The sequence below is a fragment of the Halomonas sp. EF61 genome, from assembly GCF_040147045.1.
GTDB lineage: Bacteria > Pseudomonadota > Gammaproteobacteria > Pseudomonadales > Halomonadaceae > Halomonas > Halomonas litopenaei.
In genome coordinates this window covers 552650-579095 of the sequence record NZ_JAMSHM010000003.1, presented here as the reverse complement: position 1 = coordinate 579095, position 26446 = coordinate 552650, and the positions used below count along the sequence as shown (strand labels likewise).

The window sequence follows — 26446 nt, the reverse complement described above, 5'->3', positions numbered from 1 at the left end:
TGGCGTGCAGGTAGAGTAACCCGCAACGTCCCGTCATTCCCTGGCTGCAGGAACGCGCTGAATGTATCGCTACGACAACCATGATCAGACCCTGGTCGACGAACGCGTCGCACATTTCCGCGACCAGATGCGTCGCTACCTCGAAGGCAAGATCAGCGAGGAAGAATTCCTCCCGATCCGGGTGCAGAACGGTCTGTACGTACAGCGTTACGCGCCCATGCTTCGCATCGCCATCCCCTATGGCATGCTGGCCTCCTACCAGCTGCGCAAGCTCGGTGAGCTGGCCGCCCGCTATGACCGCGGCTACGGCCACTTCACCACCCGTACCAATCTTCAGTTGAACTGGCCGAAGCTCGAGGACGTGCCCGAAATGCTCGCACAGCTCGCCAGCGTGCAGATGCACTCGATCCAGACCAGCGGCAACGATATCCGCAACACCACCACCGACCAGTTCGCCGGCATCGCCGCCGATGAAGAAGTGGATCCGCGTCCCTGGTGTGAGCTGATTCGTCAGTGGTCGACCTTCCACCCGGAGTTCTACTACCTGCCGCGCAAGTTCAAGATCGCCGTGACCGGCGCCGCCGAGGATCGTGCCGCCATTCAGGTCCACGACATCGGTCTGCGTCTGTGGCGCAACGACGCCGGCGACGTCCGCGTGAAGGTGCTGGTCGGTGGCGGTCTCGGCCGTACTCCGATGATCGGCGAGACCATCTGCGAGGACCTGCCCTGGCAGCACCTGCTGACCTACCTCGAGGCAGTGCTGCGGGTCTACAACCAGTTCGGTCGCCGCGACAACAAGTTCAAGGCGCGCATCAAGATCCTGACCAAGGCACTCGGCATCGACGAGATGCGTCGGCGCGTCGAGGAAGAATGGGCCCACCTCAAGGACGGCGCCCAGACCCTCAATCAGCAGGCCATCGACGACATGGCGGCGCACTTCGTCGATCCGCCCCGTCGCAAGGTGGATGACGCCGCCATCGAGGCCTTCGAGGCGTTGCGTCGGGACAACCGGGCCTTCGCCCGCTTCGTCACCAACAACGTCACCGACCACAAGGTGCCGGGCTACAAGGCCGTCACCCTGTCACTCAAGCGCAGTGGTCACTCGCCGGGTGACGTCACCTCCGAGCAGATGGCCCAGATCGCCGACCTGGCCGATGAATACAGCTTCGGCGAGCTGCGGGTGACCCACGAGCAGAATCTGGTGCTGTCCGACGTGGCCGTCGACCGCATCGAGGAACTGTGGCACAAGCTCGAGGAGCTGCGCCTGGCCAACCCCACCGTGGGCACCCTGGCGGACCTTATCTGCTGCCCTGGCGGCGACTACTGCGCCCTGGCCAACGCCAAGTCCATTCCGGTGGCCCAGGCGATCCAGGAGCGCTTCGACAGCCTCGACTTCCTCTACGACCTTGGCCCGCTGGATCTCAACATTTCCGGCTGCATGAACGCCTGCGGTCATCACCACGTCGGCCACATCGGCATTCTCGGCGTGGACAAGAAAGGCGAGGAGTATTACCAGATATCCCTCGGCGGCAGTCAGGGCAACGAATCCTCGCTGGGCAAGATCCTCGGCCCCTCCTTCTTCCGCGAAGATGTGCCGGAGGTCATCGACAAGGTGCTGCAGGTGTATGTTGGCGCCCGCGAAGCCGACGAAACCTTCATCGACACCTATCGCCGCATCGGTCTGAAACCCTTCAAGGAGCACGTTTATGCCTGAGCAGACGCCGCAACGCCCGCTTATCAAGGAACGCCGCCTGGTGGAAGACGCCTGGGTGCTCCAGTCTGACGTCGATGACGAGGGTGCAAACCCCGTCAAGCCCATGACCATCGTCCGCCTGGACGTCTGGCTGGCCGCCGAGCGTCGCGACGACCTGGCGCCCTGGCTGCCCAGCGACACCCAGCTCGATGAGGACACCGTCGCCGCACTCAGAGACGCGCCGCTGGTCGCCATCGACTTTCCCAAATTTACCGACGGCCGCGGCTATTCGCTGGCCCGGGTACTCAGGGAGCGTCACGGTTTCAAGGGCGAGATCCGTGCCGTGGGCGACGTGCTGATCGACCAGTTGTCCTATATGGCGCGCTGTGGCTTCGACGCCTTTTCGCTGCGCGAAGACCAGGTCGTGGAAGACGCCCTGGCTTCGCTCACGGTGTTCTCGCGCCACTACCAGGTGTCCGTCGACAACCCGGAGCCGATGTTCCTGCGCCGTCAGCGCGAGGCGCGTGAACGCCAGCGGGAAACTGCCGTCGCCTGACCCTATCCGGGTTGGACAGCTTGCCTGGTTCGACCGACCTCCTGCCAGGCAAGCAGGAAGCATCACCATCAACAATGCCGCGATCTCCGGCGCCATCGCCCCAGTGGTGACAGGCTGGCGCCAGCAGGAATCGCGGCATTGTCGTGTCTGGTGGAAGGGGCACCAGCAGATGGGATATCGATGTGCCGCGCTTTATACCCGTTCATGCCCATCCATGCTTATTCATGCACAATATGTAAGCCATAGATCCTGAAAGACGAGCCAATCTCATCTTTTTCTCAGGCATTGGAGGTAGCTCGCCACTGGCCGCCGAACCAGTTGGCGTAGTGATCTATGCTGAACAAGCGCTGCTCGAACGCGCAACAGATGATGATCACGCACCCCAGACCTTGTTCAGGCTCCTTATGTCCAGCGAAGCGCCATCCCCCCTGGCGGCCTTTCAGCGTCACTCGACGATGGTGGTTGCACCAGAGTTACGCTTTGACTACTGGCGCAGTCTTCATCCCTCCATAGCGCTCGACCTTCCCCAGGGCCGCCATGCCGGCGACTATCGTGCCAACCTGATCAACGCTTCAAGCACCGAGGGCACGGTCCTTGGCTGGTGCACCAACGATGACACCAGCGCCCACTTCGCCCAGGACAATGGCGACTTTGTGCTGGTCAGCCTGACGCTCGCGGGGGAAGCACGCCTACAGCAAGCCGACGGCCAGCGACATCGTGTCACCAGCCAGAGTGGTCTGGTGGTGCTGGATAGCCTCCAGCCCCTGTCCAGCCTCGCCATGCAGCACTCGATGCTGTACCTGATGATTCCCCGACCCCAGGTCAAGGCCAGGGCGCCTGATGCGCTGACGCGGGCCGAGTCGAGCCCCTTCAGCCTTCCCGACAACGCCATGACCCGGTTGCTCACGACCCATCTGCTTGGCGTCATCAAGGAGCAAGAGGCCCTCGCCGGCGAGGACTTGGCCTGCGCACTGGATACCGCTCGCGACATGAGCCTGGTAGCGCTGGCGCAGTTGAAAGGGCCGCTGTCGCTCGAGTGGGAGGCGACCCAGCGCGAAAGCCTGATGAATGCCGCCTGTCGTTATATCGAACTGCACGCCGGTGAGCCTCGGTTGAACGTCGACAGCATCGCTCACGCCTTGGGCTGCTCCCGTGCCGGGCTCTACCGCGCCTTTAGCGACCACCCAGAGAGCGTGGCCGAGACGCTCAGGCGCACCCGGCTGGAACAGGCAAGGGCCAGACTCAAGACCCGCCATCCGCCCAGCATCGATCAGCTTTCGTACCACTGTGGCTACCTTAACGCGGCCAGCTTCACCCGTGCCTTCAAGCGTCAATACGGTGCCAGCCCCCAGGACTGGCACCGAGAGTGGTGCGAGCGTCAGTTGCTGCTCTGATGTCTGGCGACATCAATGGCCGTGTCTGGCGTCACCCCCACCCGATGCCAGAGGTCGACTAGCCAAGCTCTTCGAGCAGATGGGCCCGGGCATCCTCCAGAGGCTCGATGACGTGAAGCATGTAGAAAGACAGCAGCAAGGCCCGCTCCTGCTCGTCAAGCGGTCGAGAGCTCCCCTGGTCGCCCAGCGCCAGTCGCTGCTGACACCTTGTCGCCGTTTCACTCGCCTGCTCGACAAGTGCCATGGCCCGATCACGCAGACGATCCAGCTTTTGCTGGTCATGGTCGGTGAATACCGGGCCGAAGTCCTGAACCCGCCGGGTCGCCCGGTCCAGCCGGCGCAGCAATGGCATCAGCTCATCACAGTGCCAGTAGCGGTGCCCCAAGGTAGGTATCGAGTGATGCTTGAACCACTGCCAGTGGTCGTGAAGTTCCGCGATGATCATGTAGCCCCCTGCCAACTGAATGACGTCGTAAGGCCACTGCGCCGGCAGTGGATGACTCATCAAGTCGCTCCCCACCTTGCCGTGACCCTGCCAGCGCATTGCTTGCCACTATCGCGCTATAGGAACCCTAGTCGCGGCAGCCAGTGCAGACTGTTCCAACTTGATGCCGATTGTCTCGATGGCGTCCTTGGCGAGGCCACGCAAGCGATACGGCGCCATCTGCAGGATGGCGCCGGGTGGAAAGGAAGTAACAAGAGGATCGATGCAGGAAAGCCGCCGGGAAGCCGCAACAGGCTTCGCCAGGTCTATCCGCGACGCTTCTGCTGGCGTTCACGGTTCGCCGCGCGGGCACGCTCGCTCTTTCTGAGCATCACCCAGGTGGCGCCGAGTCCACCGTCAGCCTCCTGAGCAGACACGAACGCCTGGACCTCGTCGAGGGCGGGTAGCCACTTGGCCAGACAGGAGCGCAGCACATTGGCGGCGCCATCGATCTCGCGGCTGCGTCCATGGACGATCAATACCGAGCGCAGATCGGCCGCGTAGGCGTCGCGGATGAACTGGGGCAGACTCCCCCGGCATTCATGCAACGGGCGCCGCAGCAGGTGAAGACTGGCCTGCACCGGATAGCCGCCCTGCCGCAGGCGCTCGACCACCCCGGTCTGAATGCCATCGCGGCGGTATTCCAGCGGATCGAAGGGAGGCACCAGGTCGACGAAGTCGTCACTGAGACCGTCAAGCCCGTCGTCTCCACTCAGGGCATGACGACGCCTGGCCAGCTGTGATTCGGTTGGCGCGCCTCGGCGATGGCCGGCATCGGCACGATTGTTGGCCTGGCGCAGTGGTTGGACGTCCCCCATCATGGCCTTGAAGTCCACATCATCATGGGCACCATCAAAAGACTCGGCGCGGAGAAATTCGCTCATGGGGCACCTCCTCGTCTTGGCGGGAATCTTTATCCTAGCAAGGCCGGGACCGCCGCCGATAGAGGGAAACCTCGGTTCGACAAGCCGGCCGCCTGGTGAGAGGCTAGTCAAGCGAGACACGCCGCCTTTCGATTTCCTGCACACACCGCTCATTTGTCATTGGTCCCCCATGAACACCCTGACGCTCTGGCTTGCCCGCCTGCTCTGTCTTGTTGGCGCACTGATCATCGGCCTTTACGGCTGGTTCTGGTACACCTACCAGAGCCCTTATGGCTATACGTCTCCGGCCGCCATGGAGCAGTCCGCTGACGGCCCCCACCGAGTCTTTGTCTACGGCACCCTGCGCTCCCCCTGGGTGCGCTGGCTGGTGACCGGAGAAAGACTCGAGTCGACGCCCGCACTGCTCCCGGGGTATCGCCGAGAGGGGCTCGACCTGGAGGTCGATCGTGATGACCAGGTGGCCGGACAGCTACTGGCGGTGGATAGCGAGACCCTGGCCGAACTGGACCGCTACGAGCGTCTGGGCGTGCGCTATGAACGCGTCAGGCTAACCCTCGCTCGCGGCGATGAGGTCTGGGCCTATCGCCTTCTCGAGCAATGACCTGCCTTGGCGGCGCGTCGTTGTGGCCGGTCGCGCCGGCGATCTACAATAGCTGCCGATTCCCACTCGACCGGAGCTGTCATGGCCGCACTCACGCTATTGCATAATCCTCGCTGTTCGAAGTCCCGCGAAGCCCTTGCCCTGCTGGAGCAGGCCGGCGCCGAGGTCCAGGTCCGCCGCTACCTCGACGATCCCCTGGACGGTGAGGAATTGCGTGGCCTGATCGCCCGGCTGGACGGCAAGCTCAGCGACCTGGTGCGCGCCAACGAGACCGAATGGAAGAGTCTGGGCGCCGACCGTGAGGATGAATCCCAGGTGGTGGCTGCCATCCTGGCCCATCCTCGAATCCTCCAGCGCCCGATTCTCGACAACGGCGAGCGAGCGGTAATCGGCCGCCCGCCCGAGGCCATCACGTCACTGCTGGAGAGTTGAGGCCAGCCAGCCTCTTCGCCCGTTGCCTCGGGCTTTCGTCAACCCATAGGCTCTTGCCATAAGGAAAGTGCATGTCGGATCTGCCCTACGTTCTGGTCCTCTACTACTCCCGCCAGGGCGCCACCCGGGCGCTGGCCGAGCGCATCGCCGCCGGTGTCGAGTCTGTCGCCGGCGTCGATGCTCGCCTGCGTACCGTGGCTCCGGTGTCACCGACCTGTGAAGCGGTGGACCCGGAAATTCCCGCCGAAGGCGCTATCTACGCTGACCTCGACGATCTTCGCAACGCCAGTGGCCTGGCGCTCGGCAGCCCCACACGCTTCGGCAACATGGCGGCTCCTCTCAAGCACTTTCTCGACGGCACCAGCGAGCTGTGGCTGTCAGGAGCGCTGATCGACAAGCCCGCCACCGCCTTCACCTCCACCTCGAGCCTGCACGGCGGCCAGGAGACGACGCTGGTAACGATGCTGATGCCGCTGCTCCACCATGGCATGGTCTACGCCGGGCTGCCCTACAGCGAGACGGCCCTGACCCGCACCCAGGGCGGAGGCACCCCCTACGGCGTCAGCCACCTGGCTGGCGTTCGCAGCGATCGCCCGCTGGACGAACACGAGCGTGAGCTGGCCTTCGCCCAGGGCGCGCGCCTGGCGCGGCTGACGCTCGCTCTGGCTGACGCCCGCAAGGGGGCCTCATGAGAGCCTGGCTTGAGGGGGTAGAACAGCGGCGCGGGCTTGACCGCCTGACCCGACAGTCGCGCCAGCTGGTGCTGGTCGGCTTTGGCCTGCTGCTGGCAATGATGGTGTACCGCGGTATCGCGGTGGAAGCCGACGGCAATCGTTTCGGTCCGATGATCGCCTTCGTGCTGCCTCTTGTGCTGTTTCTGCCATCCATCCTGACCCGCCGTCCACGGGGCCATGCCTGGCTGGCCTTCGTCAGTCTGCTCTACTTCGCCCAGGGGGTGATGATCGCCACCTTGCCGGGACTAGGTCTGCGTGGCGTCGCTGAGGCACTGGTGGCGCTGGTGCTGTTTACCGGCTGCATGGGCTACGCACGCTTTCGCTCTCGTCAGATGCGACAGCACCAGGGCAATTCATAGCTCTTGTTCAGGCCGACCGTCATGCCCTTCTGGCGGCAGCCGCTCTCCTTGCTATCTTGAGGATGTCGTTGCATTCGCGACGCCATCCTCGACAACGCCCGGCCCATGTCGCCAGGCAAGGAGTAAGGACAATGACCGTGACCCCGTTGCATGCCCTCGTGACCGGACTTGGACTAACGTTGGCCAGCGCTTGTGCACTCGCCGAGGAACTCCCCGATGCCAGCGTCGAGATCGAAGACGCCATCGAATACCGTCAGGACGCGCTGGGCGTGATGGCCTGGCAGATCGGCCCGCTGGGCGCGATGGCCCAGGGCAAGCGCGACTTCGACGCCGAACTGTTTCTCGAGAAGGCGCGTCGCCTCGCCGCCGTGGCGCCGCTACCCTGGGAAGGTTTCGTCAAGGGCTCACTGCAGGGAGACGACCATGGCGTCGAGACCGATGCCCTGGCGGACATCGCCGATGACTACGAAGACTTCGACCAGCGCTACCACACCCTGATCGAGGAAACCGCAAAACTCGCCGAGATGGCCGATGGTGGTGACCAGGATGCGCTGTTCAAGCAGGTAGCCACCGTCGGCAATACCTGCAAGGGGTGTCACGACAACTTCCGCGCCGAGTGACCCTTCGCCGCTTCACAAGCGCCCCCACAGCCACATCACACACCCCGTACTGAACAGGGCCAGCAGCGCCGCTCGTACCATCAGGGCCGAGCGGCCAGGCTCTACCCCTTTGCCGCTGCTTCCACGTCGCCCCTGCTGCTGATCTGACGCCCGATCTAGCTCTTGATCTGACTGTTGCTCTGGTTGTTGGTGGGTCTCTGTGTCCGTCTCGGCCCAGTGCGCACCCCGCGGCAGCGTCTTTCGGCCGCTGAACATGACGCCTACCAGTCGCTCGCCGAGGCAGCGATGGGCTAGCAGAGCCCCCAGGTGAAGCACGATCAGCGCCAGCAGCACATTCGCGTTGAGGTGATGAATCCACAGAGCCGTGTCGCTGACTGCTGCTGGCACCAGGGTATGCAGCGGCGCCTCGAAGAAGATGTCATCGGTGACAAAGAGCCCCGTCAGCGCCTGAATCGTCAGGCTCGTCAGCATCGCCAGCACCGCCCAGCCCCCCAGCGGATTGTGACCGGCAAAGATATCGGCACGTCGCTTCATCAGGTCTCTGGCATAGGACAGCGTTACCGAGGGAGATCGCAGCCAGGAGCCGATGCGCGCGTGGTAATCGCCGACCAGTGCCCACCCCCAGCGAAACAGCAAAAGCCCAAGCGCTATCAGCCCAGCCCTGGCGTGCACGTTCTGCGGAAAGTCGAACAGGTCGGTCTCCACCTTCATGGTCAGGAATGAGAGTACAACGCAGGCCACCAGTCCCCAGTGGAATAGCCGGATGGCCAGGCTCCAGACACGCCGGCTACGCCCTGACGGCCGGTGCTCGGCGGCTGACGTTGACTCGACAGATGGCATGGTCGCTCCCCCTCGCTGATAAAGGCACCACGCCTGGCGCCAGTGACGATATACTCAAGATAGCCACTCCCTGTGGTGGCGCCTTGCCAAAGCGGTACTTGCTAAAGCTGTAGCAGCTGACATTCATCATGACTCGCGACGATGACGGTGGTGTTCCCGGCGACGCGGGGCGACATCTCGGACACAAGGTGCGATGATTTATCAATTGGACGACGGTACCCCTAGTGGCCGTCCTTTTTTTGTCTGATTCCACCGGAGATACCGATGACCCGTGATATTGCGGACATTCGACGTGACTATGAAGGCGGCAGCCTGGACGAAGGCCAGGTACCCAAGGATCCCTTCACCATGTTCGATGAGTGGTTCGCCCTGGCCCTGGATACCGATCCCCAGGATGCCAATGCCATGACCCTGTCGACCGTGGACAGCCAGGGCCTGCCCCACGCGCGGGTGGTGCTGCTCAAGGGGTTCGATCAAAACGGGATGGTCTTCTACACCAACTATCACAGCCACAAGGGTAGCGAACTGGCCAACGTCCCCCATGCGGCCCTGACCTTCTGGTGGCCCAAGCTGGCGCGCCAGGTGCGCATCGAGGGACGCACCGAGCAGGTCGCCGAGCAGGAGTCGGACGAGTATTTTGCAAGCCGTCCCCGCGGCAGTCAGCTCGGGGCCTGGATCGCCACCCAGAGCGTGGTCATCCCCGATCGCGACTGGATCGAGCAGCGCCAGCGGCGCTTCGAGAAGGCCTACGAAGGCCAGGATATCCCGCGCCCGGTGCACTGGGGCGGCTACCGCGTCGTCCCCGAAATGATCGAGTTCTGGCAAGGACAGCCCAGTCGCCTGCATGACCGGGTTCGCTACGGCCGCCGCGATGGCCACTGGGAAGTGGTGCGGCTGGCACCCTGAACGAATCATCCGACCGGCTCCCGCCTTGCAAGCACAGGCGGGAGGCCAGGCCGGCGGTCCTGGAATCGAACCGACCTGCTACTCCATCGGCCGTTCCAGGCGGTGGCGCTGCCAATCGTTGCCCGGCTCGTTGAGGCGCAGCACTGCGTCCACCACCTGCTCCTCCATGTTGAAGCTTTGTCGGAACCCGAGGTGCTTCATCAGTGCGCGCATGGGGTGATTGTCGATCATGATCTTGCCGACCATCTCCAGGGTGCCGACCCCCTTGCAGTAGCGGATCATCTTTTCCATCAGACGACTGCCGATACCGAGCCCCTGAAGGTCATCGCGGATGATGATCGAAAACTCGGTTCGGATATTGTCGGGATCGTTCCAGACCCGAACCACCCCCAGCATCTCCTTGCTGCCGTCTTCGCAAAGACGCTCGGCGATAAACGCCATCTGTCGGTCGTAGTTGATATGGGCCAGGCGCGACAGATCGCCCTGGCTTAAATCGGTCTTGTTGTGGAAGTAGCGAAAGCGGATGCTCTCCTCGGACAACTGCCCGTGGAAGTCGGTAATCAGAGGGGCATCTTCAGCCCGAATGGGCCTGAACTCGACGTCCCAGCCGTTTCTGAGTTTGACCCACTCCCTCAGTTCTTCGGGATAGGGCATGATCGCGAAGCGCGCCGGAGAACCGAGGTCCATGGCGAAGTCCACCGCCACCATGCCGTCTCGATTGAGCAGCAGCGGGTTGATCTCGAGACCACGCAGCCGAGGCAGGTCGGTGGCCATCTGCGACAGGGTCACCAGTAGTTGGCACAGCCTTTGTTCATCGCGCTCTGGATCACTCGAGTGCTCACGAATCAGCCGCGCGGCGTGGGTACGAGACACCATGTCCGCGGCCAGCGTCATGTTCAAGGGCGGCAGAGAGACCTGTCGATCCGCCAGAATATTGACCTTGTAGCCGCCGATGCCGAATAGAATCAGTGGTCCGAAGACCGGGTCCCGGGTGATGCCTGCGCACAGCTGCATCGAATGCTTGCCCCGTTGCATGGGCTGGAGACAGAACTCTCGCACGCGAAAGCCGGGAAATTTCTCGGAGACCTTCTCGCTGAGGCGATCCACCGCCTCGGCCACGTCGCCGGGTCTGGCCAGATCCTGGACCAGCCCCGCCGACAGCTTGTGAGGATGTCGCCGGTAACGAAATGGCCGACTGTTGCCGTCGTGCACGATCTTGATCGCGAAGGGGCCCGTCAGCTCCCGGGCGGCCTCCTCGGCGGCCTGGGCACCGTCGGGATAGCGACTCTCCGCCACTGGCAGGCCGTAGGCCTTGAGCACCTGGGCGGTCTCGCTATGGGTCAGGCTCTCGCGACCATCGGCGAGCACCTCGTCGATCAGCCGGTGGCAGCGCTCTCGCACCTCGGCCGAGGTCGAAAACGGCAGGCTCGGGGGCGTCTGCTGCAATAACGACTGGACCCGCTGATAGTCGACCATGTGCATGAAGGCCTTCACCGCCTTCTCCGGCGACAGATAGGTGGGTACACCCGCTTCGTGACACAGGTGACGAGCGCCGATCGCCTGTTCGAAGCCCATCCAGCTGGTCAACAAGTTACGCCGAAAGCGCTTGCGTTCACGGATCAGCGCCTCGGCGGTCGCCTTGGAAGGCGCCAGACGCGTCGGAGCATGGACCACCAGCACGGCGTCCACATTGGGGTCGGCGGCGACGATCTCCAACGCCGCCACGAAGCGTTCCGGGGTGGCGTAGCCCCCGAGATCCACCGGGTTTTCGCCGGGCTTGCTGATATCGAGGTCTCGCTCACGCAGCGATGTCTGGGTAGCCTCCTCGAATTCGGCCAGACGACCTCCGGCGTTGATCAACTTGTCGATGGCCAGCATGGCCGGCCCCAGCCCGTTGGATACGATCGCCAGACGGTCACCCTTGAGTGGGCGCATCCGTGACAGTGTCTCCAGGGCGTCATACAGCTCGTCGGAATCGTTGACCCTTACCACGCCCGCACGCGCGAAGGCCGCATCGAAGACCCGATCACGATGGGTGACGCCTGGCGTCGGTGGCAGGCCGCTGAGGTCGGCTTGGCTGGTCCTGCCACTCTTGATCGCCAGTACCAGCCGATTGCGCGACGCATCACGCACGGCGGTCATGAAGTGCTGGGCGTCGTGGACCCGTTCAAGGTGCAACAGGATCGCCTGGGTGGGCGAATTCTGGTTGATGTAGTCGATCAGGTCGGGAAGCATGACATCGACGCTTTCCCCCAACGTCAGCAGGTGAGAAAAGCCGATCCCGCGCCCGGCCGCCCAGTCGATCATGGCGTTGGCCAGCATGCCCGACTGCCCCAGATACGCCACCTTGCCCCTGGGCACCGTATGACTGGAGTAGGACGCATTGAGCCGTCGTCCCGGCACGATCAAGCCCATGCACTCCGGCCCCAGGATTCGAATGCCGGAGGACCGGGCCGCATCGAGCATGCGCTGGCGGATCGACGACTTGCCGCCTTCGTCCTGTTCCAGCTGACTGCCACCGGACAGCACCAGGGCCGCTCGCACCCCGCGTTCACCCAGCCGGCTCAACAGTTTCGGCAGGGTCGAGACCGGCGAACACAGGATCGCCAGGTCCACCACCTCGGGAAGTTGAGAGGTGCGAGCGACGCACTCGACCCCGTGGACGCTGGCGTACCCCTTGGGGTTGACCGCCCACAGCTTGCCGCCGTAGCCGCCGTCAAGCAGATTGCGAATGACCTGCCCACCCGTGGACTCTGGCTTCTCGGAGGCACCCACCACGGCGATCGAGGCGGGATCGAAAAAGCGACGAAGAAACTGGGTGCTCACAGGTGGTCTCCTCAGGCGACGGGTAGCCGACACCCTGGCGGCGAATTGTGCGGACTTGCGCACTTGAACGTTATGGAAATAGTGCCGGAGTGTGGCGCTACCCCACAACCACGTCCAGCGCTAGCTTGACCAGGAACAAGGCATCCTTGGCATCACGCTTCGACCATTTGCCACTGTCTCGGGGTCCGTATTACTCCTAAGGTGGCGCCAGACCAGTCGGAGATATCGATGATCACAGCCTTTCTCAGTCACCCGTACTGCCAGCGTCATGACATGGGGCCGGATCATCCGGAGAGTCCCTTGAGACTCGATGCCATCAGGGCGCAACTGATGCGCTCTGGCGTGCTGCAACACGCGATGCAGGCAGACGCTCGGGAGGCCACTGAAGAGCAGTTGCAGCGCGTGCATCCCGAGGCGCACCTCGCTCGGCTGGAGCAGGCTTCGCCCCAGGAGGGGCACGCCTCGATCGACGCCGATACCCTGATGAACAGCGACAGCCTGCAGGCCGCACGTCTGGCCGCCGGCGCCGTGGTCAAGGGGGTCGATCAGGTGTTCCGCGGTCAGGCCGACAATGTCTTCTGTGCGGTCAGGCCTCCCGGTCACCACGCCGAGGCCCAGGAGGCCATGGGCTTCTGCTTCTACAACAATGTTGCCGTCGGCGCGGCCCACGCCCGCGCCGTCCACGGAGCGCGGCGCATCGCCATCCTCGACTTCGATGTCCACCAGTGCAACGGCACCATCGACATCTTCAAGAATGACCCCGAGGTGATGGTCTGCACCAGCTTCCAGTATCCCTTCTACCCCTGGCGCTATCTGGATACCCCTTACCCCAACGTGGTCCACACGCCGCTGCCCGCCGGCACCGAAAGCGCTGGTTTTCGCGCGGCCATCGAGCGTGACTGGTGGCCCGCTCTTGAAGACTTCCGCCCGGAACTGATACTGGTCTCGGCGGGCTTCGACGCCCATCGCGACGACCCCATGGCAGAGTTGTGTCTCGCCGACGAGGACTACCACTGGATCACCCAGGGTATCCTCGATATTGCCCGGCGACATGCCGAGGGCCGCGTCGTCTCGGTGCTGGAAGGGGGCTATGACCTGGCGGCGCTGGGACGTTCGGTGGAAGCCCATCTACGGGCCCTGCTGGGGTTGGCCTACCAGCCCTGACGACGGCGACTGGAGCCGTCATGGCGAATCGCCTTTCACCTGGTGGCTTGGCTTACCCCTTGCCCTTGTCCTTGCTTTGCCCTGCCCCAGCCCCTTCCGTCGGCCTGTGTTTCCCGATGCCGGGAAACATGTCCGGGAGATATCGACGCGCCGAACTGCCTCATGATGGACTCGGCTGCCAGGCCTCCAATAGCAGGCCGGGGCAGATAGCTCAGATAGAAAACCCGGGTCGAAGGCCCGCTGAGACACAGGCAGGGAGTGGCGACGCTGTGGTAGCCTAGAGGAAACCTGGTTTCCTATTGTGAACACGACATGGCGCAACACACCGATCAGGAGGCGGCGCTCAAGATCGCCTCCGGCCGCAAGGCCTTCGTCGAACCCCTTCGTCTGGGGGAGCGACTCAAGGAGATTCGTCTGGCCAACCAGTGGACCCTGGAGGACGTCAGCCAGAAGACCGGTCTCGCGCGCTCGACCCTATCGAAGATCGAGAACGATCAGATCTCGCCGACCTTTACCGCCGTGCAGAAGCTGATCGGCGGCCTCGACATCGACCTGCCCCAACTGCTGTCACCGCCCAGGCAGCAGACCCGCACCATGGGCAGGCGAGACATGACGCGCCGCGGCGAAGGCCAGCGCCACCCTACCCCAACCTACGAACACGAGCTGCTCAGCTGTGAGCTGGCGCAAAAGCGCATGATCCCGTTCAAGACCATCGTGCGCGCCAGACACTTCGAGGAATTTTCCGAGTGGGTGCGCCATGATGGCGAGGAATTCCTGATGGTGCTGGACGGCGAGATTCTGCTGTACTCGGAATTCTACGAGCCGCTGCGCCTGGTTGCAGGCGACAGCATCTACTTCGACAGCGACATGGGTCACGCGCTGGTTTCGGTGAGTGAAGAGGACGCCACCGTACTGTCGGTCTGTACCCGTCGCGAGAACACCTGAGCGACAACGTCTGGAACGCCTCCGATCACGCCTAGTCTTTCGTCTGCCGGCGCTTGATATCTCCGGGACGCCGGGCCGGCTGTGCGTCGAAGTCGAAGCGCTCGCGCCCATGGACAATCTGGAGCCTGCGCCCCTTGGCCCGAGCGATCAGCAGCACGCCGAAGCGCCGGGCCAGCTCCACGCCCTTCTGGGTAACGCCTGAGCGCGACACCAGCACCGAGATACCCATCTGGGCCACCTTGAGCACCATCTCAGACGTCAGCCGTCCGGTGGTATAGAAGATGTCCGCCTGGCCGAGCGGCAGGTCGTCGAGCCACTCTCGGCCAGCCAGGGTGTCCACCGCATTATGCCGGCCCACGTCTTCGACAAAGTCGAGCACCTCGGTCTGGCGACATAACGCACAGCCATGGACCGCCCCCGCGCTGCGGTAGGTCTCGTTGTAGTCTCCCAGGTTGTCGAGCAGCCGATAGATCACCGACTGACTCACCCTGGCCTGGGACAGCCGGGTCTGTGGCACCGCATCGAGCAGGCGGCCGAATACCGTGCCCTGACCGCAGCCGGTGGTAACGGTGCGCTGGCCTAGCCGTTGCTCCAGATCCTCCGGCGAATGGCGAGTGACCACCGCCGCAGCCTCGACTTCCCAGTCGACCATCACCGCCTCGAGGTCTTCGCGCTGCGTAATCAACCCCTGATTGCGCAAATAGCCCACCACCAATGCCTCCGGGTCCGCTCCCAGCGACATCAGGGTGACGATTTCCCGCCGGTTGAGGTAGACCGTCAGCGAGCGCTCCGCGGCGATAGCCTGACGGTGCGATTCGCCGAACTCATCGACGACGTCGATCTCGATGGTGGGCGGCAACAGGGCGTGACTACGTTGTATGGTCGACATCTCGATCCCCGATAAACATTTCCGATAGGCCTTTCCGATCGACCTTCCCATCGGACAATAAGCGCTGAGGTGGCCGGATAACGTCGAATTGACGGCGTGATGCGGAAACTGCTTTGCTAATACTGCTTGCTGACACGAGTCGGCCGATAAAAGCAGTCGGAACCACGGATCAGGTTCGACGGCATGACTGACCGCATCCTGCCATTGCCAAGGACATTACGCCATGACGAGGCTAGCCAATCGCCGGCCACTCAGTGTGACGATCACGCCACAGGACAAGGTAATCAAGGGCTTTCGCCAGCGCAGCTGGGCAGTCGAGCGTCTGGAGCCTGGCGATCAGGGGCCCAGCGTCGTGACGCTGGTGCTCAGCCTGACCGAGCGGGCGGCTTATCGGTTCAACCTTCAGGCCGCTGCCCCACGTCTGTTTATCCGCGCCGGACACAGCGACGGAGAGCCCCATATCGATGCCATCACCGCCAGCCAGGACGTCGCGGCCAATTGGATGGACGGAGAACACCGCGTGCTCGCCACAGAGATGCCACTGGCGATCCAGGCCTGGATAGAGGCCTATCTGGTGGCCCATGGCGAGGCGCCGATCGAGGGACGCAAGAAAAAGCGCAAGGGTGCCGGACGTGCGCGGGAGAACACCCCATGAGTCGCCTGTCACAGTGGTCCCGCAGAAAGCTCAAGGACCCGTCGGTTGTCGACGGCGCCCCCCCTGACGCAACCGCCGCCAGTGATGCTGCTCTCGACACGCAGCGAGCCCCCGCCGCCCCAATTTCCGGCAGCGATGCCGAACCGTCCCACTCCGATGCCGCTGCCGCGCCCGAGCACGATGCGCACGACGGCGCATCAATTGTGGACGCGACCTCTGATGCGGACGTCGAGCTACCGCCTCCCGAGTCGCTGGCCCCAGGCAGCGATATTCGGGCATACCTCGCCTCGGGCGTGGACCGGGCGCTCAAGAAACGCGCCCTGCGCCAGCTGTTTCGCGGTGAACGCTACAACCTGCGCGACGGGCTGGATGACTATGATGATGACTTTCGCGCCAAGCTGACCCCCTTGCCCAGCGAGACCGCCCAGCGCCTGCGCCGGTGGTGGGATAACGTCGATGACGAGGAGGCCGCGGAAGATAGCGTCGCCGACTCTGCGGGCGAAACGCCAGACGCTCTTTCAGACACCCCGCCAGACGCCCTGCCAGACACCCCGCCAGGGCACAGCGATCAGGGAGACGGCGCTAGCGACGAGGACGTCGCCGATACCACCACGACGCCATCACCGTCACAGTCACAGTCGCAAACCAACGCCACAACGTCGGAGGCCATGACACAAGCTGGCGAACGAGGTGTCAGCCACACCTCCGCATCCGCCAAGGCAGGCCGTACAGCGCCAGCCGCTGGCCGGGCGCTGGCTGCCAGCGAGGAAGATCCCGAGGGGCCTGGTCCCACCTCGTCATAGCGGTGCTTACCGCCTTCGACCAAGGAGTGTTGGCGCATTTGATGTACAGCGCTCACACTTGGGGATGACACATAAGAAAAAAATCATAACGAACACAAAGTTTTCGACCGTGAGTCAGCATGAACCAGAAAATCGCAACCGTGCCGGTGGACACCGAGGTCAACCGGCAGGCCCGTGAGCGAGCCCTTGGCGCCGTCTCCTGGCCGCTCAATCTCGTCGCAGCAACGGTGGGTTACCAAAGCCATGGCCATCTACTGGCGATTGGCGACAGCGCGTCCCTGCTGGAAGTGCTGGAGCGTGCACGAGGGCTTGAACAAGGGCTTGAACAAGGGCTTGAACAAGGGCTTGCCAGTATCACGCTGGTGGTGACCGATGTGCCGGATGATGCTCTGTTGCAGCGTGCCGAGGCTGCCGATGTGCAGCTCCAGCCGCTACTCGCCTCCCAACTCGGACGGCTGCACCTGGAAGGCTACCTTGGCCACTTCAGCGCCTGGCTCGACGGCCATGAGGGCCCCATCGAGCTTGCCCGGGCACTGCTGGGCCGAGAACACCATGACCTGGTGCTGGATCTGACACCGACACCGCGCCTGCCCCTGGAACTGCCACCTCCCGGCTATTTTCATGCCCCGGTCGCCGGTGAAGCGCGCACGACACTGATCGACGGCCTCGGCGACTATATCGGTGAATTCGAAAAGCCCCGCTACTTCGAGGTCCACGCCGATCGCTGCGCCCACTCCACTCGTGGCTTCGGTGGCTGTACCCGCTGTCTGGAAGTGTGTCCCGCCGACGCCATCAAGAGCGTCCCCGGACGCATCGATGCCCGCATCGAGATCGATCCCTACCTGTGTCAGGGGGTCGGTAGCTGTACCAGCGCCTGCCCCACCGGGGCCATCGAATTCCGCCAACCGCATAGCCTGCGCCAGCAGGACACCCTGCTCGCCTGGCTCGACCACTACCACGCCGCCGGCGGCCAGTCGGCGGTGCTGCGCTTCGTTCAGGCCGATCACGCCCAGCACCTGCAACCCGACGCGGCCGGCCACGTCATCGATGTGGCGCTGGAAGATCTGGGTTCTGCCGGCGTCGACCATTGGCTGTCGGCCATTGCCGCCGGCGCCTGCGAAGTGCGCATCCAGGCCTACTCCGACATGCCGGACAGGCTGGTCGCTCACCTGGAGGATCAGCTGGCCCAGGGCAGAGCGATCCTCGAGGCGCTGGGGCATGATCCCGGCCGATTGCAGTGGTTCAGCGACGAGGAGCAGGAAAGCTCGCTCGCCCTGCCTCGCCATGCGGGTCTGACGCCTCGGCTGCGCTCCCTGGAACAGGCTCAAGTGTTCGGGAGCGACAAGAACACCCCGTCGGCCACGGTACAAATGGCCGGCGGACGACCCGGCAATACAGGGGCAACAGATGGCGCAGAAGCGCCCGGCAAGCGCGAGCGTCTCACCCTGGTACTGGACCATCTGGCCGCCACTGGCCATGTCGACGGCGAGCGGCACCCGATGCCTCCGGGCAGCCCATTCGGTGGCATCGAGGTCAATGCCGGTGCCTGCACTCTGTGCATGGGCTGTGTTGCCAGCTGCCCGACCGGCGCGCTCGGCGCCGGAGGTGACACCCCGCGCCTCGACTTTCGCGAAGCAGACTGCGTCCAGTGCGGCCTGTGCAGCAAGAGCTGTCCGGAATCCGCCATCCGCCTGTCTCCCGGCTTCCTTGCCAGCGCGGAACGCAGCCAGTGGCGAGTGTGCCACGAAGACGAACCCTTTCACTGCATCGTCTGTGGCAGCGCCTTCGCCAACACCCGCACCATCGCCGCCATCCAGCAGAAGCTGGCCAACCATGCGTACTTCAGTGGTGACCAGGCACGTCGGCTGGAAATGTGTCAGGACTGCCGGGTCAAGGACGTATGGCACGAGATGGCGACCAATCCGGAGGCCCAGCTCAAGCTATGACCACGCACGACATTCCTGACTCCCGCACCGAAGAAGCCGATCTGAGGGCCGGCATCTACGCCCTGCTGGCGGCACTGCTGCGCGAGCCCCCCAGCGAAGCCCTTCGCCAGTGGCTTGGCGGCCTCGAGGGAGAGCCGGACGACATTCGTCTGAGCCAGGCCTGGAGTCGGCTGGCCGCCGCCGCTGCCGACAGCGACGTCGAACGCCTGGAGCGTGCCCACTTTCGTCATCTGATCGGGGTCATCCAGGGCGACGTGCTGCCCTACGCCTCCTACTACCGCGAGGGCGGCCTGATGGAAGCATCACTGGTCGCACTGCGACGGGATCTCAAGACGCTGGGCATCCAGCGCTCTGCCGACGTCTCGGAGCCGGAAGATCATCTGGCGGCAATGTGCGAGGTCATGGCGATGCTGATCGGCCAGAACGATCAGCGAGCCGGCAGCTTCTTCCATCGCCACCTGGCACCCTGGGCCAACCGCTGCATGCACGATCTTGCCCGGGTCGACACCCCCTTCTATGCGGCGCTGGGTGAACTGGCGACGCTGTTTTTCCAGCGCGAGAGCGCCATCCTAATCGACAACACTACCCTTGGAACCCCTGTGCCCGGCACCAGCGTCCACGAGGACCGAGGCCAGGCCCTTGGAGCAGGAGAATGAGCATGAGCACAACGCCCAACACTCAACGCCGTCGTCTTCTCAAGGCCCTGGGGGGCGGCACCGTGGCCGCCGGTGCCGCGGTGGTGGTCGGCCAGGCCTCGGTAGCGGTTGCACGCGATGACAGCGCCACGACCACCACCGAGAAAGCCGATGACAGCGCCGGTTACCGCGAGACAGAACACGTACGTGCCTTCTACGCATCCCTGCGCGACTGACAACAAGGAGAGCCTGCCATGCGACTGACACGTACCTCCACCACACCCAAGGTCTCCGGTCTCGGCATTTCCCGGCGCCAGTTCCTCAAGCGCAGTGGCGCGGCGACCAGCGGTGTCGCCGGTCTTGGACTGTTCGGCTCACCAATGATGCAACGCGCCGAGGCGGTCGAGAAGACGCCCTACAGCGATGCTCCGGTGGAAACCCGCCGCACCATCTGCTCCCACTGTTCGGTGGGCTGTGGCGTCTACGCCGAGGTCCAGGAAGGGGTCTGGACCCACCAGGAACCGGCCTTCGATCACCCGATCAATCGCGGTGCCCACTGCGCCAAGGGCGCTTCACTACGCCAGCACGGTCACTCCACCCGCCGCCTCAAGTACCCGATGAAGCTGGTCGGGGGCGAGTGGCAACGTCTGTCCTGGGACCAGGCCATCGACGAAATCGGTGCCAAGGTGCTGGAACTGACCGAGCAGCATGGCCCGGACAGCGTCTACTGGCTCGGCTCGGCCAAGTTCAGCAACGAACAGGCCTACCTGATGCGCAAGTTCGCGGCGCTGGCCGGTACCAACAATACCGACCACCAGGCGCGCATCTGCCACTCCACCACCGTGGCGGGCGTCGCCAATACCTGGGGCTACGGAGCGATGACCAACTCGCTCAACGACCTCCAGAACAGCCGCTCGATCATGTTCATCGGCTCCAACCCCAGCGAAGCGCACCCGGTGGCGATGCAGCACATCCTGCTGGCCAAGGAGCGCAGCCAGGCCGAAATCATCGTCGTCGATCCGCGCTTCACCCGCACGGCGGCCAAGGCCGACCACTACGTGCGGATCCGGCCGGGTTCCGACGTGGCCTTCATCTGGGGCCTGCTCTGGCACATCTTCGAGAACGGCTGGGAAGACCAGCAGTACATCGATCAGCGCGTCTACGCCATGGACGAGGTCCGCAACGAGGTCGCCAACTTCCCGCCGAGCGAAGTGGAGCGCATCACCGGGGTGCCGGAAGCCGCGGTCTACGACACCGCCAGGCGGCTGGCGGAAAACCGCCCCGGCTGCATCGTCTGGTGCATGGGCGGCACCCAGCACACCACCGGCAATAACAACACCCGTGCCTACTGCATCCTCGAGCTGGCGCTGGGCAATATCGGCAAGTCTGGCGGCGGCGCCAACATCTTCCGGGGGCACGACAATGTCCAGGGGGCGACCGATCTCGGCCTGATGTCACATTCGCTACCCGGCTATTACGGTCTGTCGGAAGCCGCCTGGAAGCACTGGGCGCAGATCTGGGACCTCGATTACGAATGGCTCAAGAGCCGCTTCGATCAGACCGAGTACGCCGACGGCTACCCCATGCACTCCAGCGGCATCACGGTATCGCGCTGGATCGATGGCGTCCTCGAGGAAGACCAGGACATCTCCCAGCGCACCAGCCTGAAGGCGATGTTCTACTGGGGCCACGCGGTCAACTCCCAGACCCGCGGCACCGAAATGCAGAAAGCCATGCAGAAGCTCGAGATGATGGTCATCGTCGACCCCTATCCCACCGTCGCCGGGGTCATGCACGATCGCAGCGATGGCGTCTATCTTCTGCCGGCGGCCACCCAGTTCGAGACCTACGGCAGCGTCACCGCCACCAATCGCTCTCTGCAGTGGCGTGACCGGGTGGTGGAGCCGGCCTTCGAGGCCAAGCCCGACCACAGCATCATGTACCTGCTGAGCCAGCGCCTCGGATTTGCCGACGAGCTGTTCAAGAACATTCAGATCAACGGCGAGGAGCCGCTGATCGAGGACATCACCCGGGAGTTCAACCGCGGCATGTGGACCGTGGGTTACACCGGGCAGAGCCCCGAGCGGCTCAAGACCCACCAGCAGAACTGGCATACCTTCAGCTTCCGCGATCTGCGTGCCGAAGGCGGCCCGGCCGACGGCGATTACTACGGCCTGCCATGGCCCTGCTGGGGTACCGCGGAGCTCAATCACCCCGGCACCCCCATTCTGTACGACACCAGCAAACCGGTATCCCAGGGCGGCCTGACCTTCCGTGCGCGTTTTGGCATCGAGCACGAAGGCACCCCGATTCTCGCCGACAACTCGTTCAGCGCCGGTTCCGATCTCGAGGACGGCTACCCCGAGTTCAGCGCCCAGATGCTCAAGGACCTGGGCTGGTGGGATGAACTGACCGACGAAGAAAAGGCCGCGGCGGAAGGCAAGAACTGGAAGACCGACCTGTCCGGCGGCATCCAGCGCGTTGCCATCGCCCATGAGTGCTCACCTTTCGGCAACGCCAAGGCGCGCTGCAACGTCTGGACCTTCCCCGACCCGATTCCCAAGCACCGCGAGCCGCTCTATACCTCACGCCGGGATCTGGTCGAGGACTACCCCACCTGGGATGACGTCGCCTCGCACTACCGCCTGCCGACGCTGTACCAGAGCATTCAGCAGAATGATGCCAGCAAGAAGTACCCGATCATCATGACTTCTGGCCGCCTGGTCGAGTACGAAGGCGGCGGCGAGGAAACGCGCTCCATGTCATGGCTGGCCGAGCTGCAGCAGGAGATGTTCGTCGAGATCAACCCTGCCCTGGCCAACGACCTGGGGGTCAAGGACGGCAACATGGTGTGGGTGGAAGGCGCCGAAGGCGGCCGTATCAAGGTCAAGGCCATGGTGACGCCTCGGGTAGCGCGGGAAGTGGTGTTCATGCCCTTCCACTTCGGCGGCATGTTCCAGGGCGAAAGCCTGGCCGACCGCTATCCGGATGGCACCACGCCCTACGTGATCGGTGAGGCGGTCAACACCGCCACCACCTACGGCTACGACTCGGTGACCCAGATGCAGGAAACCAAGTGCACCCTGTGTCGCATCGAACTCGCCAGCTAGACACCGACGTCACCGAACCAACAGGAGTTTCGACATGGCCCAGATGAAATTCATGTGTGACGCCGAGCGCTGCATCGAGTGCAATGGTTGCGTCACCGCCTGCAAGAACGCCAACGAGGTCGAGTGGGGCATCCAGCGCCGCCGGGTGGTCACCCTGAACGACGGCGAGCCGTCCGAGGTGTCCATCTCGGTGGCCTGCATGCACTGCGATGACGCACCCTGCATGGCGGTCTGCCCCACCGACTGCTTCTACAAGACAGACGACGGCATCGTGCTGCACGACAAGGATCTGTGCATCGGCTGCGGTTACTGCCTGTACGCCTGCCCCTTCGGCGCGCCGCAGTTTCCCCAGCAGGACGCCTTCGGCGAGCGCGGCAAGATGGACAAGTGCACCTTCTGCGCCGGCGGCCCCGCCGACAGCCCCGAAGAAGAGTACGAGAAATACGGCGCCAACCGCATCGCCGAGGGCAAGCTGCCGCTGTGCGCCGAAATGTGCTCGACCAAGGCGCTGCTGGCAGGCGATGCCCAGACCGTTGCCGACATCTTCCGCGAGCGGGTGGTGCGCCGTGGTCACAAGGATGGCGCCTGGTCGGATATCGGCAATGGCTCGCCCTCGGCGATCGACGCCATGGCCTACGACGCCACACGTAACCAGTGAGGAGGCCCCATGAACCTTCGTGATGCCTTGCCTCGACCGGGTGGAGCCCTGGGGCTGGTGCTGCCAGCACTGCTGCTGTTGTTGCTGGCCTGCGCCGCTCCCGCCATGGGTGCCGACCCCAATGCCGAGATCGCCACCGCCGTACCCAGCGCCGACGCCGATACCTGGCGCCAGGTGAAGGATGGCGAGTCCTTTATCGATACCCGCCACGATTCGACCTACAGCCTGATCAACCAGAGCGGCGAGAGCTGGCGCCAATGGCGCAACAAGTGGGTCTCGCCCTTCGGGCTGATCGCCGTGGGCGGCATGCTGGTGATGATCACCATCTTCTATCTGATCGTCGGTCGCAGCCGCCTCGAGGAGCCACGCACCGGGCGTAAGCTGTTGCGCTGGTCGGTACTCAGCCGGGCGCTGCACTGGACCCTGGCGACGCTGTTCATCATCCTGGCGCTGACGGGCCTCAACATTCTCTACGGCAAGTTCGTGTTCAAGCCAGTGTTTGGCGACGCCTTCTGGGCTGCGATGATCAGCGGCACAAAGTTCCTGCACAACTACATCGGTCCGTTCTTCGGTCTGCTGCTGATCTTCGTGCTGTTGCGCTTTCTCAAGCACAACTGGATCAAGGCCCACGATATCGAGTGGTTCAAGCAAGGCGGCGGCATGGTCGGCGACAAGCATCCAGACGCCGGCTTTGCCAACGGAGGCGAGAAGGCCTGGTTCTGGCTGTTGGCCACGGCCGGCATGGTTGTCTTCGTCAGTGGCCTGGTACTGGATTTCCCGAACTTCGACCAGAGCCGGGACACCATGCAGTGGGCCAACATCATCCATGCGGTGGGTGCCCTCGCGCTTACCGCCGTCTCCTTCGGTCACATCTATATCGGCACCCTGGGGACCGAGGGTGCGCTCGAGGGCATGACCACCGGCTACGTCGACGAAAGCTGGGCCAAGCAGCACCACAACCTGTGGTACGAAGAGGTCAAGGATCAGGCCGAGGCGCCGGCTGACGTGGAGGCCACCGACGATACCAAACCGGAATCACCCAGCCCCTCCTGAGCGCAGCCCCACCCACGGTGACCGCTATCCCTCTCGCCGCCCCGGGCTCACTCGGGGCGGCATTCTTTTGCCGCTGTTCTTGTGACGGTCTTGCGTTACCATCGTGGGACAGTCGCCCGACTGATCGTTTTCTGTTACTGGAGTCCCCCATGCAGCACCTCGATGAGGCCACTCGCACCGAACTCGAGGCGGCCGCCTTCCGCCGCCTGCTTCGCCACCTTGACGACAACAAGGATGTGCAGAACATCGATTTGATGATTCTGGCGGACTTCTGCCGCAACTGCCTGTCCAAGTGGCTGGTCGCCGCCGCCGAAGAGCGCGGTGAGACGCTCGACTACGAAAGCGCCCGTGAACACGTCTACGGCATGCCCTACAGCGAATGGAAGGACAGGTATCAGGCCAAGGCCACCCCCGAACAGATGGCGGCCTTCGAGGCTCGCCAGCAGGCCAAGCAGCAGCGTACCGGTGACAAGGAGTGACGCCAGTGAGTCAGGACACCATGATCGGGTTGAAGGTGGCGGTACTGACCGTCTCCGACACCCGCACCGAAGACACCGATCGCAGCGGTCAGGCGCTGGTGCAGCGGCTCGAGGCCGCCGGCCACCAGCTCGCCGACAAGCAGATCGTGATCGATGACATCTATCGTATCCGTGCGGTGGTGTCAGGCTGGATCGCCGACCCCGAAGTGCAGGTGATCCTGACCACCGGCGGTACCGGCTTCACCGGACGGGATTCCACCCCGGAGGCGGTATCGGCCCTGCTCGACAAGCGCATCGAGGGCTTCGGCGAGCTGTTCCGCCAGCTGTCCTATCAGGAAATCGGCAGCTCCACCGTGCAAAGCCGCTGCCTGGGAGGCATGGCCAATCACACCGTGGTGTTCTGCCTGCCGGGCTCCACCGGCGCTTGCCGCACCGCCTGGGACGGCATCCTTGCCGAGCAGCTCGACAGCCGTCACCGGCCCTGCAACTTCGCCAATCTGGTGATACCGGAGCGGGGGCAGCATGACGTCTAGCCACGCAGCGTCACTGGCGCCCATGGAGGACGCCCTGGCCACCCTGCTCGATGGCGTCGCGCCGCTGCCGGTGGAGCGCCAGCCCTGCGAACAGGCCGAAGGCCGTGTGCTGGCAGCCCCGGTCGTGGCGGCCCTGGATGTACCGCCGTTCGACAATAGCGCCATGGACGGTTACGCCCTGCACCATGAAGACGCCGGACAACGCCTGCCGGTGGCCCTGCGAGTGGCCGCCGGGGCCCCGGGCGAGCGACTGGAGCGCGGCCGCTGTGCCCGCATCTTTACCGGTGGCCAGCTGCCCGAAGGCGCCGACTGTGTGGTGATGCAGGAGAAGGTCCAGCGCGAGGGTGATGAGGCCGTCATTCCCGCCGACATCCCGGCGGGCGACAACGTGCGCCGGCGGGGCCGCGACGTACGCGCAGGCGCCCCGCTGCTGGACGCCGGCACTCGGCTCGACGCCGCCGCACTTGGCCACCTGGCAGGCCAGGGTATCGTCGAAGTGGACGTCCACCGCCGACCCAGGGTGGCCTTGCTGTCCACCGGCGACGAGATCATCGATCCGGGCAAGCCCCTGGCAGCTGGCCAGATCTACAACTCCAACCGCCCCATGCTCAAGAGCCTGCTGGAGCGCTTCGGCGCCGAAATAGTGCTCACGCGCAGCGTACCGGATAGCCCGGAGGGTACCCGCGCCTGTCTGAAGGAGGCCGCCGAGGTAGCGGACCTGGTGGTCTCCACCGGCGGCGTCAGCGTCGGTGAGGAAGATCACGTCAAGGCGGCGCTGGAGACACTGGGCACGCTGAACCTGTGGCGCCTGGCCATTCGTCCCGGCAAGCCGCTGGCCCTGGGTCAGATGGAAGGACCTGGCGGCACGCCGGTGCGGTTTGTCGGCTTGCCCGGCAATCCGGTGTCCAGCTATGTCGGTGCCTGGCTATTCTTGCGCCCGCTGCTGGGTGCCCTGCAGGGCTGTGAATCCATGGCGGAGCTACCGCGGCTATGGGCCCGCAGCGACTTTGCCACCTCCACCGGTCCGCGCCAGCACTACATGCGGGTGCGCCTCGCCTTCGGCCCACAGGGCGTCAGCGCCCTGGCGTTTTCCGACCAGAATTCCGGGGTACTGTCATCCTGCATTGATGCCGACGCCCTGGCGGTGATCCCGCCCCATTGCGAGATAGCGCCGGGCGACAAGGTGGAATGCCTGTGGCTGCGGACCTGGTAGCGGTCCGCTGAAGCAGCGCGGTAGTCGCTAGGCG

27 protein-coding genes are annotated in these 26446 nt (G+C 64.1%); 22 read left to right on the top strand and 5 right to left on the bottom strand.

All coding sequences use genetic code 11. From position 1 onward, the window contains the following. The first annotated feature begins 61 nt into the window (after positions 1-61). The 3 genes from NFI08_RS17480 to NFI08_RS17470 all read left to right on the top strand — a co-directional run bounded on the left by NFI08_RS17480 (position 62) and on the right by NFI08_RS17470 (position 3643). A complete protein-coding gene (locus NFI08_RS17480; protein WP_124804745.1) occupies positions 62-1714 on the top strand; it encodes a nitrite/sulfite reductase in 1653 nt (550 codons plus the stop codon). Continuing rightward, positions 1707-2249, top strand: a complete 543-nt coding sequence (locus NFI08_RS17475; RefSeq protein WP_124804746.1) for a DUF934 domain-containing protein — start codon at positions 1707-1709, stop codon at positions 2247-2249. The genes NFI08_RS17480 and NFI08_RS17475 overlap by 8 nt, the downstream gene beginning before the upstream one ends. Before the next feature lie 404 nt (positions 2250-2653). Next, the gene (locus NFI08_RS17470; RefSeq protein WP_306168754.1) at positions 2654-3643 is read left to right on the top strand and encodes an AraC family transcriptional regulator; all 990 of its coding nucleotides are present in this window, start codon (positions 2654-2656) and stop codon (positions 3641-3643) included. Between the two features lie 58 nt (positions 3644-3701). Here the strand turns inward: NFI08_RS17470 and NFI08_RS17465 are convergent, their stop codons facing one another. Both NFI08_RS17465 and smrA read right to left on the bottom strand, forming a co-directional pair. Next, positions 3702-4148 carry a hypothetical protein gene (locus tag NFI08_RS17465; protein WP_349591027.1) on the bottom strand — a complete coding sequence of 149 codons (447 nt, stop codon included), beginning with the start codon at positions 4146-4148 and terminating at the stop codon, positions 3702-3704. A 245-nt stretch (positions 4149-4393) separates the two neighbouring features. Continuing rightward, a complete protein-coding gene (smrA, locus tag NFI08_RS17460; RefSeq protein ID WP_349591025.1) occupies positions 4394-5011 on the bottom strand; it encodes a DNA endonuclease SmrA in 618 nt (205 codons plus the stop codon). Between the two features lie 169 nt (positions 5012-5180). On the opposite strand from smrA, the gene NFI08_RS17455 reads away from it, so the two are divergent. From NFI08_RS17455 to NFI08_RS17435, 5 genes are all read left to right on the top strand, one after another. After that, a complete protein-coding gene (locus NFI08_RS17455) occupies positions 5181-5612 on the top strand; it encodes a gamma-glutamylcyclotransferase family protein (RefSeq protein ID WP_045992198.1) in 432 nt (143 codons plus the stop codon). Positions 5613-5693: 81 nt separating this feature from the next. Beyond that, the gene (locus NFI08_RS17450; RefSeq protein ID WP_108133412.1) at positions 5694-6044 is read left to right on the top strand and encodes an arsenate reductase family protein; all 351 of its coding nucleotides are present in this window, start codon (positions 5694-5696) and stop codon (positions 6042-6044) included. 71 nt (positions 6045-6115) lie between these two features. Next, entirely contained in the window at positions 6116-6736 is a 621-nt protein-coding gene (gene wrbA, locus NFI08_RS17445) for an NAD(P)H:quinone oxidoreductase (protein WP_045992200.1), read from the top strand. Then, on the top strand, positions 6733-7137 hold the full coding sequence (locus tag NFI08_RS17440) for a DUF2069 domain-containing protein (RefSeq protein WP_045992201.1): 405 nt from the start codon (positions 6733-6735) through the stop codon (positions 7135-7137). Before wrbA ends, NFI08_RS17440 begins: the two co-directional genes overlap by 4 nt. Positions 7138-7268: 131 nt before the next feature. Further along, on the top strand, positions 7269-7757 hold the full coding sequence (locus NFI08_RS17435; RefSeq protein WP_045992202.1) for a c-type cytochrome: 489 nt from the start codon (positions 7269-7271) through the stop codon (positions 7755-7757). 12 nt (positions 7758-7769) lie between these two features. Here NFI08_RS17435 and NFI08_RS17430 read toward each other — a convergent pair whose 3' ends face one another. Continuing rightward, a complete protein-coding gene (locus NFI08_RS17430) occupies positions 7770-8597 on the bottom strand; it encodes a cytochrome b/b6 domain-containing protein (RefSeq protein ID WP_108449296.1) in 828 nt (275 codons plus the stop codon). 264 nt (positions 8598-8861) lie between these two features. On the opposite strand from NFI08_RS17430, the gene pdxH reads away from it, so the two are divergent. Further along, a complete protein-coding gene (gene pdxH, locus NFI08_RS17425) occupies positions 8862-9503 on the top strand; it encodes a pyridoxamine 5'-phosphate oxidase (RefSeq protein WP_108133409.1) in 642 nt (213 codons plus the stop codon). Between the two features lie 78 nt (positions 9504-9581). Here the strand turns inward: pdxH and NFI08_RS17420 are convergent, their stop codons facing one another. Further along, on the bottom strand, positions 9582-12329 hold the full coding sequence (locus NFI08_RS17420) for a bifunctional acetate--CoA ligase family protein/GNAT family N-acetyltransferase (RefSeq protein WP_222516791.1): 2748 nt from the start codon (positions 12327-12329) through the stop codon (positions 9582-9584). A 228-nt stretch (positions 12330-12557) separates the two neighbouring features. Here NFI08_RS17420 and NFI08_RS17415 point away from each other — a divergent pair, with 228 nt between their 5' ends. Together NFI08_RS17415 and NFI08_RS17410 are read left to right on the top strand one after the other, a co-directional pair. Beyond that, complete coding sequence (locus NFI08_RS17415) at positions 12558-13493, top strand: histone deacetylase family protein (protein WP_213227883.1); 936 nt, start codon at positions 12558-12560, stop codon at positions 13491-13493. Positions 13494-13805: 312 nt separating this feature from the next. Continuing rightward, positions 13806-14438: a helix-turn-helix domain-containing protein gene (locus tag NFI08_RS17410; RefSeq protein WP_045992207.1), complete on the top strand. Its 633-nt coding sequence runs from the start codon at positions 13806-13808 to the stop codon at positions 14436-14438. 31 nt (positions 14439-14469) lie between these two features. On the opposite strand, the gene NFI08_RS17405 is transcribed toward NFI08_RS17410, so the two are convergent. Next, positions 14470-15327 (bottom strand): formate dehydrogenase accessory sulfurtransferase FdhD, encoded by an 858-nt coding sequence (locus tag NFI08_RS17405; RefSeq protein ID WP_045992208.1) that lies wholly within the window; start codon positions 15325-15327, stop codon positions 14470-14472. A 223-nt stretch (positions 15328-15550) separates the two neighbouring features. Between NFI08_RS17405 and NFI08_RS17400 the strand changes: the two genes are divergently transcribed. The 11 genes from NFI08_RS17400 to NFI08_RS17350 all read left to right on the top strand — a co-directional run bounded on the left by NFI08_RS17400 (position 15551) and on the right by NFI08_RS17350 (position 26412). Then, complete coding sequence (locus tag NFI08_RS17400; protein WP_045992209.1) at positions 15551-15982, top strand: DUF3305 domain-containing protein; 432 nt, start codon at positions 15551-15553, stop codon at positions 15980-15982. Continuing rightward, complete coding sequence (locus tag NFI08_RS17395; RefSeq protein ID WP_306168756.1) at positions 15979-16785, top strand: DUF3306 domain-containing protein; 807 nt, start codon at positions 15979-15981, stop codon at positions 16783-16785. The genes NFI08_RS17400 and NFI08_RS17395 overlap by 4 nt, the downstream gene beginning before the upstream one ends. Before the next feature lie 119 nt (positions 16786-16904). After that, entirely contained in the window at positions 16905-18731 is a 1827-nt protein-coding gene (locus NFI08_RS17390) for a 4Fe-4S binding protein (RefSeq protein WP_349591016.1), read from the top strand. Further along, on the top strand, positions 18728-19387 hold the full coding sequence (locus tag NFI08_RS17385; protein WP_349591013.1) for a TorD/DmsD family molecular chaperone: 660 nt from the start codon (positions 18728-18730) through the stop codon (positions 19385-19387). Before NFI08_RS17390 ends, NFI08_RS17385 begins: the two co-directional genes overlap by 4 nt. Before the next feature lie 2 nt (positions 19388-19389). Further along, complete coding sequence (locus NFI08_RS17380) at positions 19390-19602, top strand: twin-arginine translocation pathway signal (protein ID WP_349591010.1); 213 nt, start codon at positions 19390-19392, stop codon at positions 19600-19602. A gap of 18 nt (positions 19603-19620) precedes the next feature. Further along, a complete protein-coding gene (locus tag NFI08_RS17375; RefSeq protein WP_349591007.1) occupies positions 19621-22476 on the top strand; it encodes a formate dehydrogenase subunit alpha in 2856 nt (951 codons plus the stop codon). A gap of 34 nt (positions 22477-22510) precedes the next feature. Then, on the top strand, positions 22511-23134 hold the full coding sequence (fdh3B, locus tag NFI08_RS17370) for a formate dehydrogenase FDH3 subunit beta (protein WP_045992214.1): 624 nt from the start codon (positions 22511-22513) through the stop codon (positions 23132-23134). A 9-nt stretch (positions 23135-23143) separates the two neighbouring features. Further along, positions 23144-24187 (top strand): formate dehydrogenase subunit gamma, encoded by a 1044-nt coding sequence (locus NFI08_RS17365; protein WP_108449303.1) that lies wholly within the window; start codon positions 23144-23146, stop codon positions 24185-24187. 149 nt (positions 24188-24336) lie between these two features. Then, positions 24337-24666 carry a DUF1244 domain-containing protein gene (locus tag NFI08_RS17360; RefSeq protein WP_045992216.1) on the top strand — a complete coding sequence of 110 codons (330 nt, stop codon included), beginning with the start codon at positions 24337-24339 and terminating at the stop codon, positions 24664-24666. A gap of 20 nt (positions 24667-24686) precedes the next feature. Further along, positions 24687-25199 carry a molybdenum cofactor biosynthesis protein B gene (gene moaB, locus NFI08_RS17355; protein WP_108133422.1) on the top strand — a complete coding sequence of 171 codons (513 nt, stop codon included), beginning with the start codon at positions 24687-24689 and terminating at the stop codon, positions 25197-25199. Then, the gene (locus NFI08_RS17350; protein WP_108449304.1) at positions 25189-26412 is read left to right on the top strand and encodes a molybdopterin molybdotransferase MoeA; all 1224 of its coding nucleotides are present in this window, start codon (positions 25189-25191) and stop codon (positions 26410-26412) included. Before moaB ends, NFI08_RS17350 begins: the two co-directional genes overlap by 11 nt. The last annotated feature ends 34 nt before the right edge of the window (positions 26413-26446 follow it).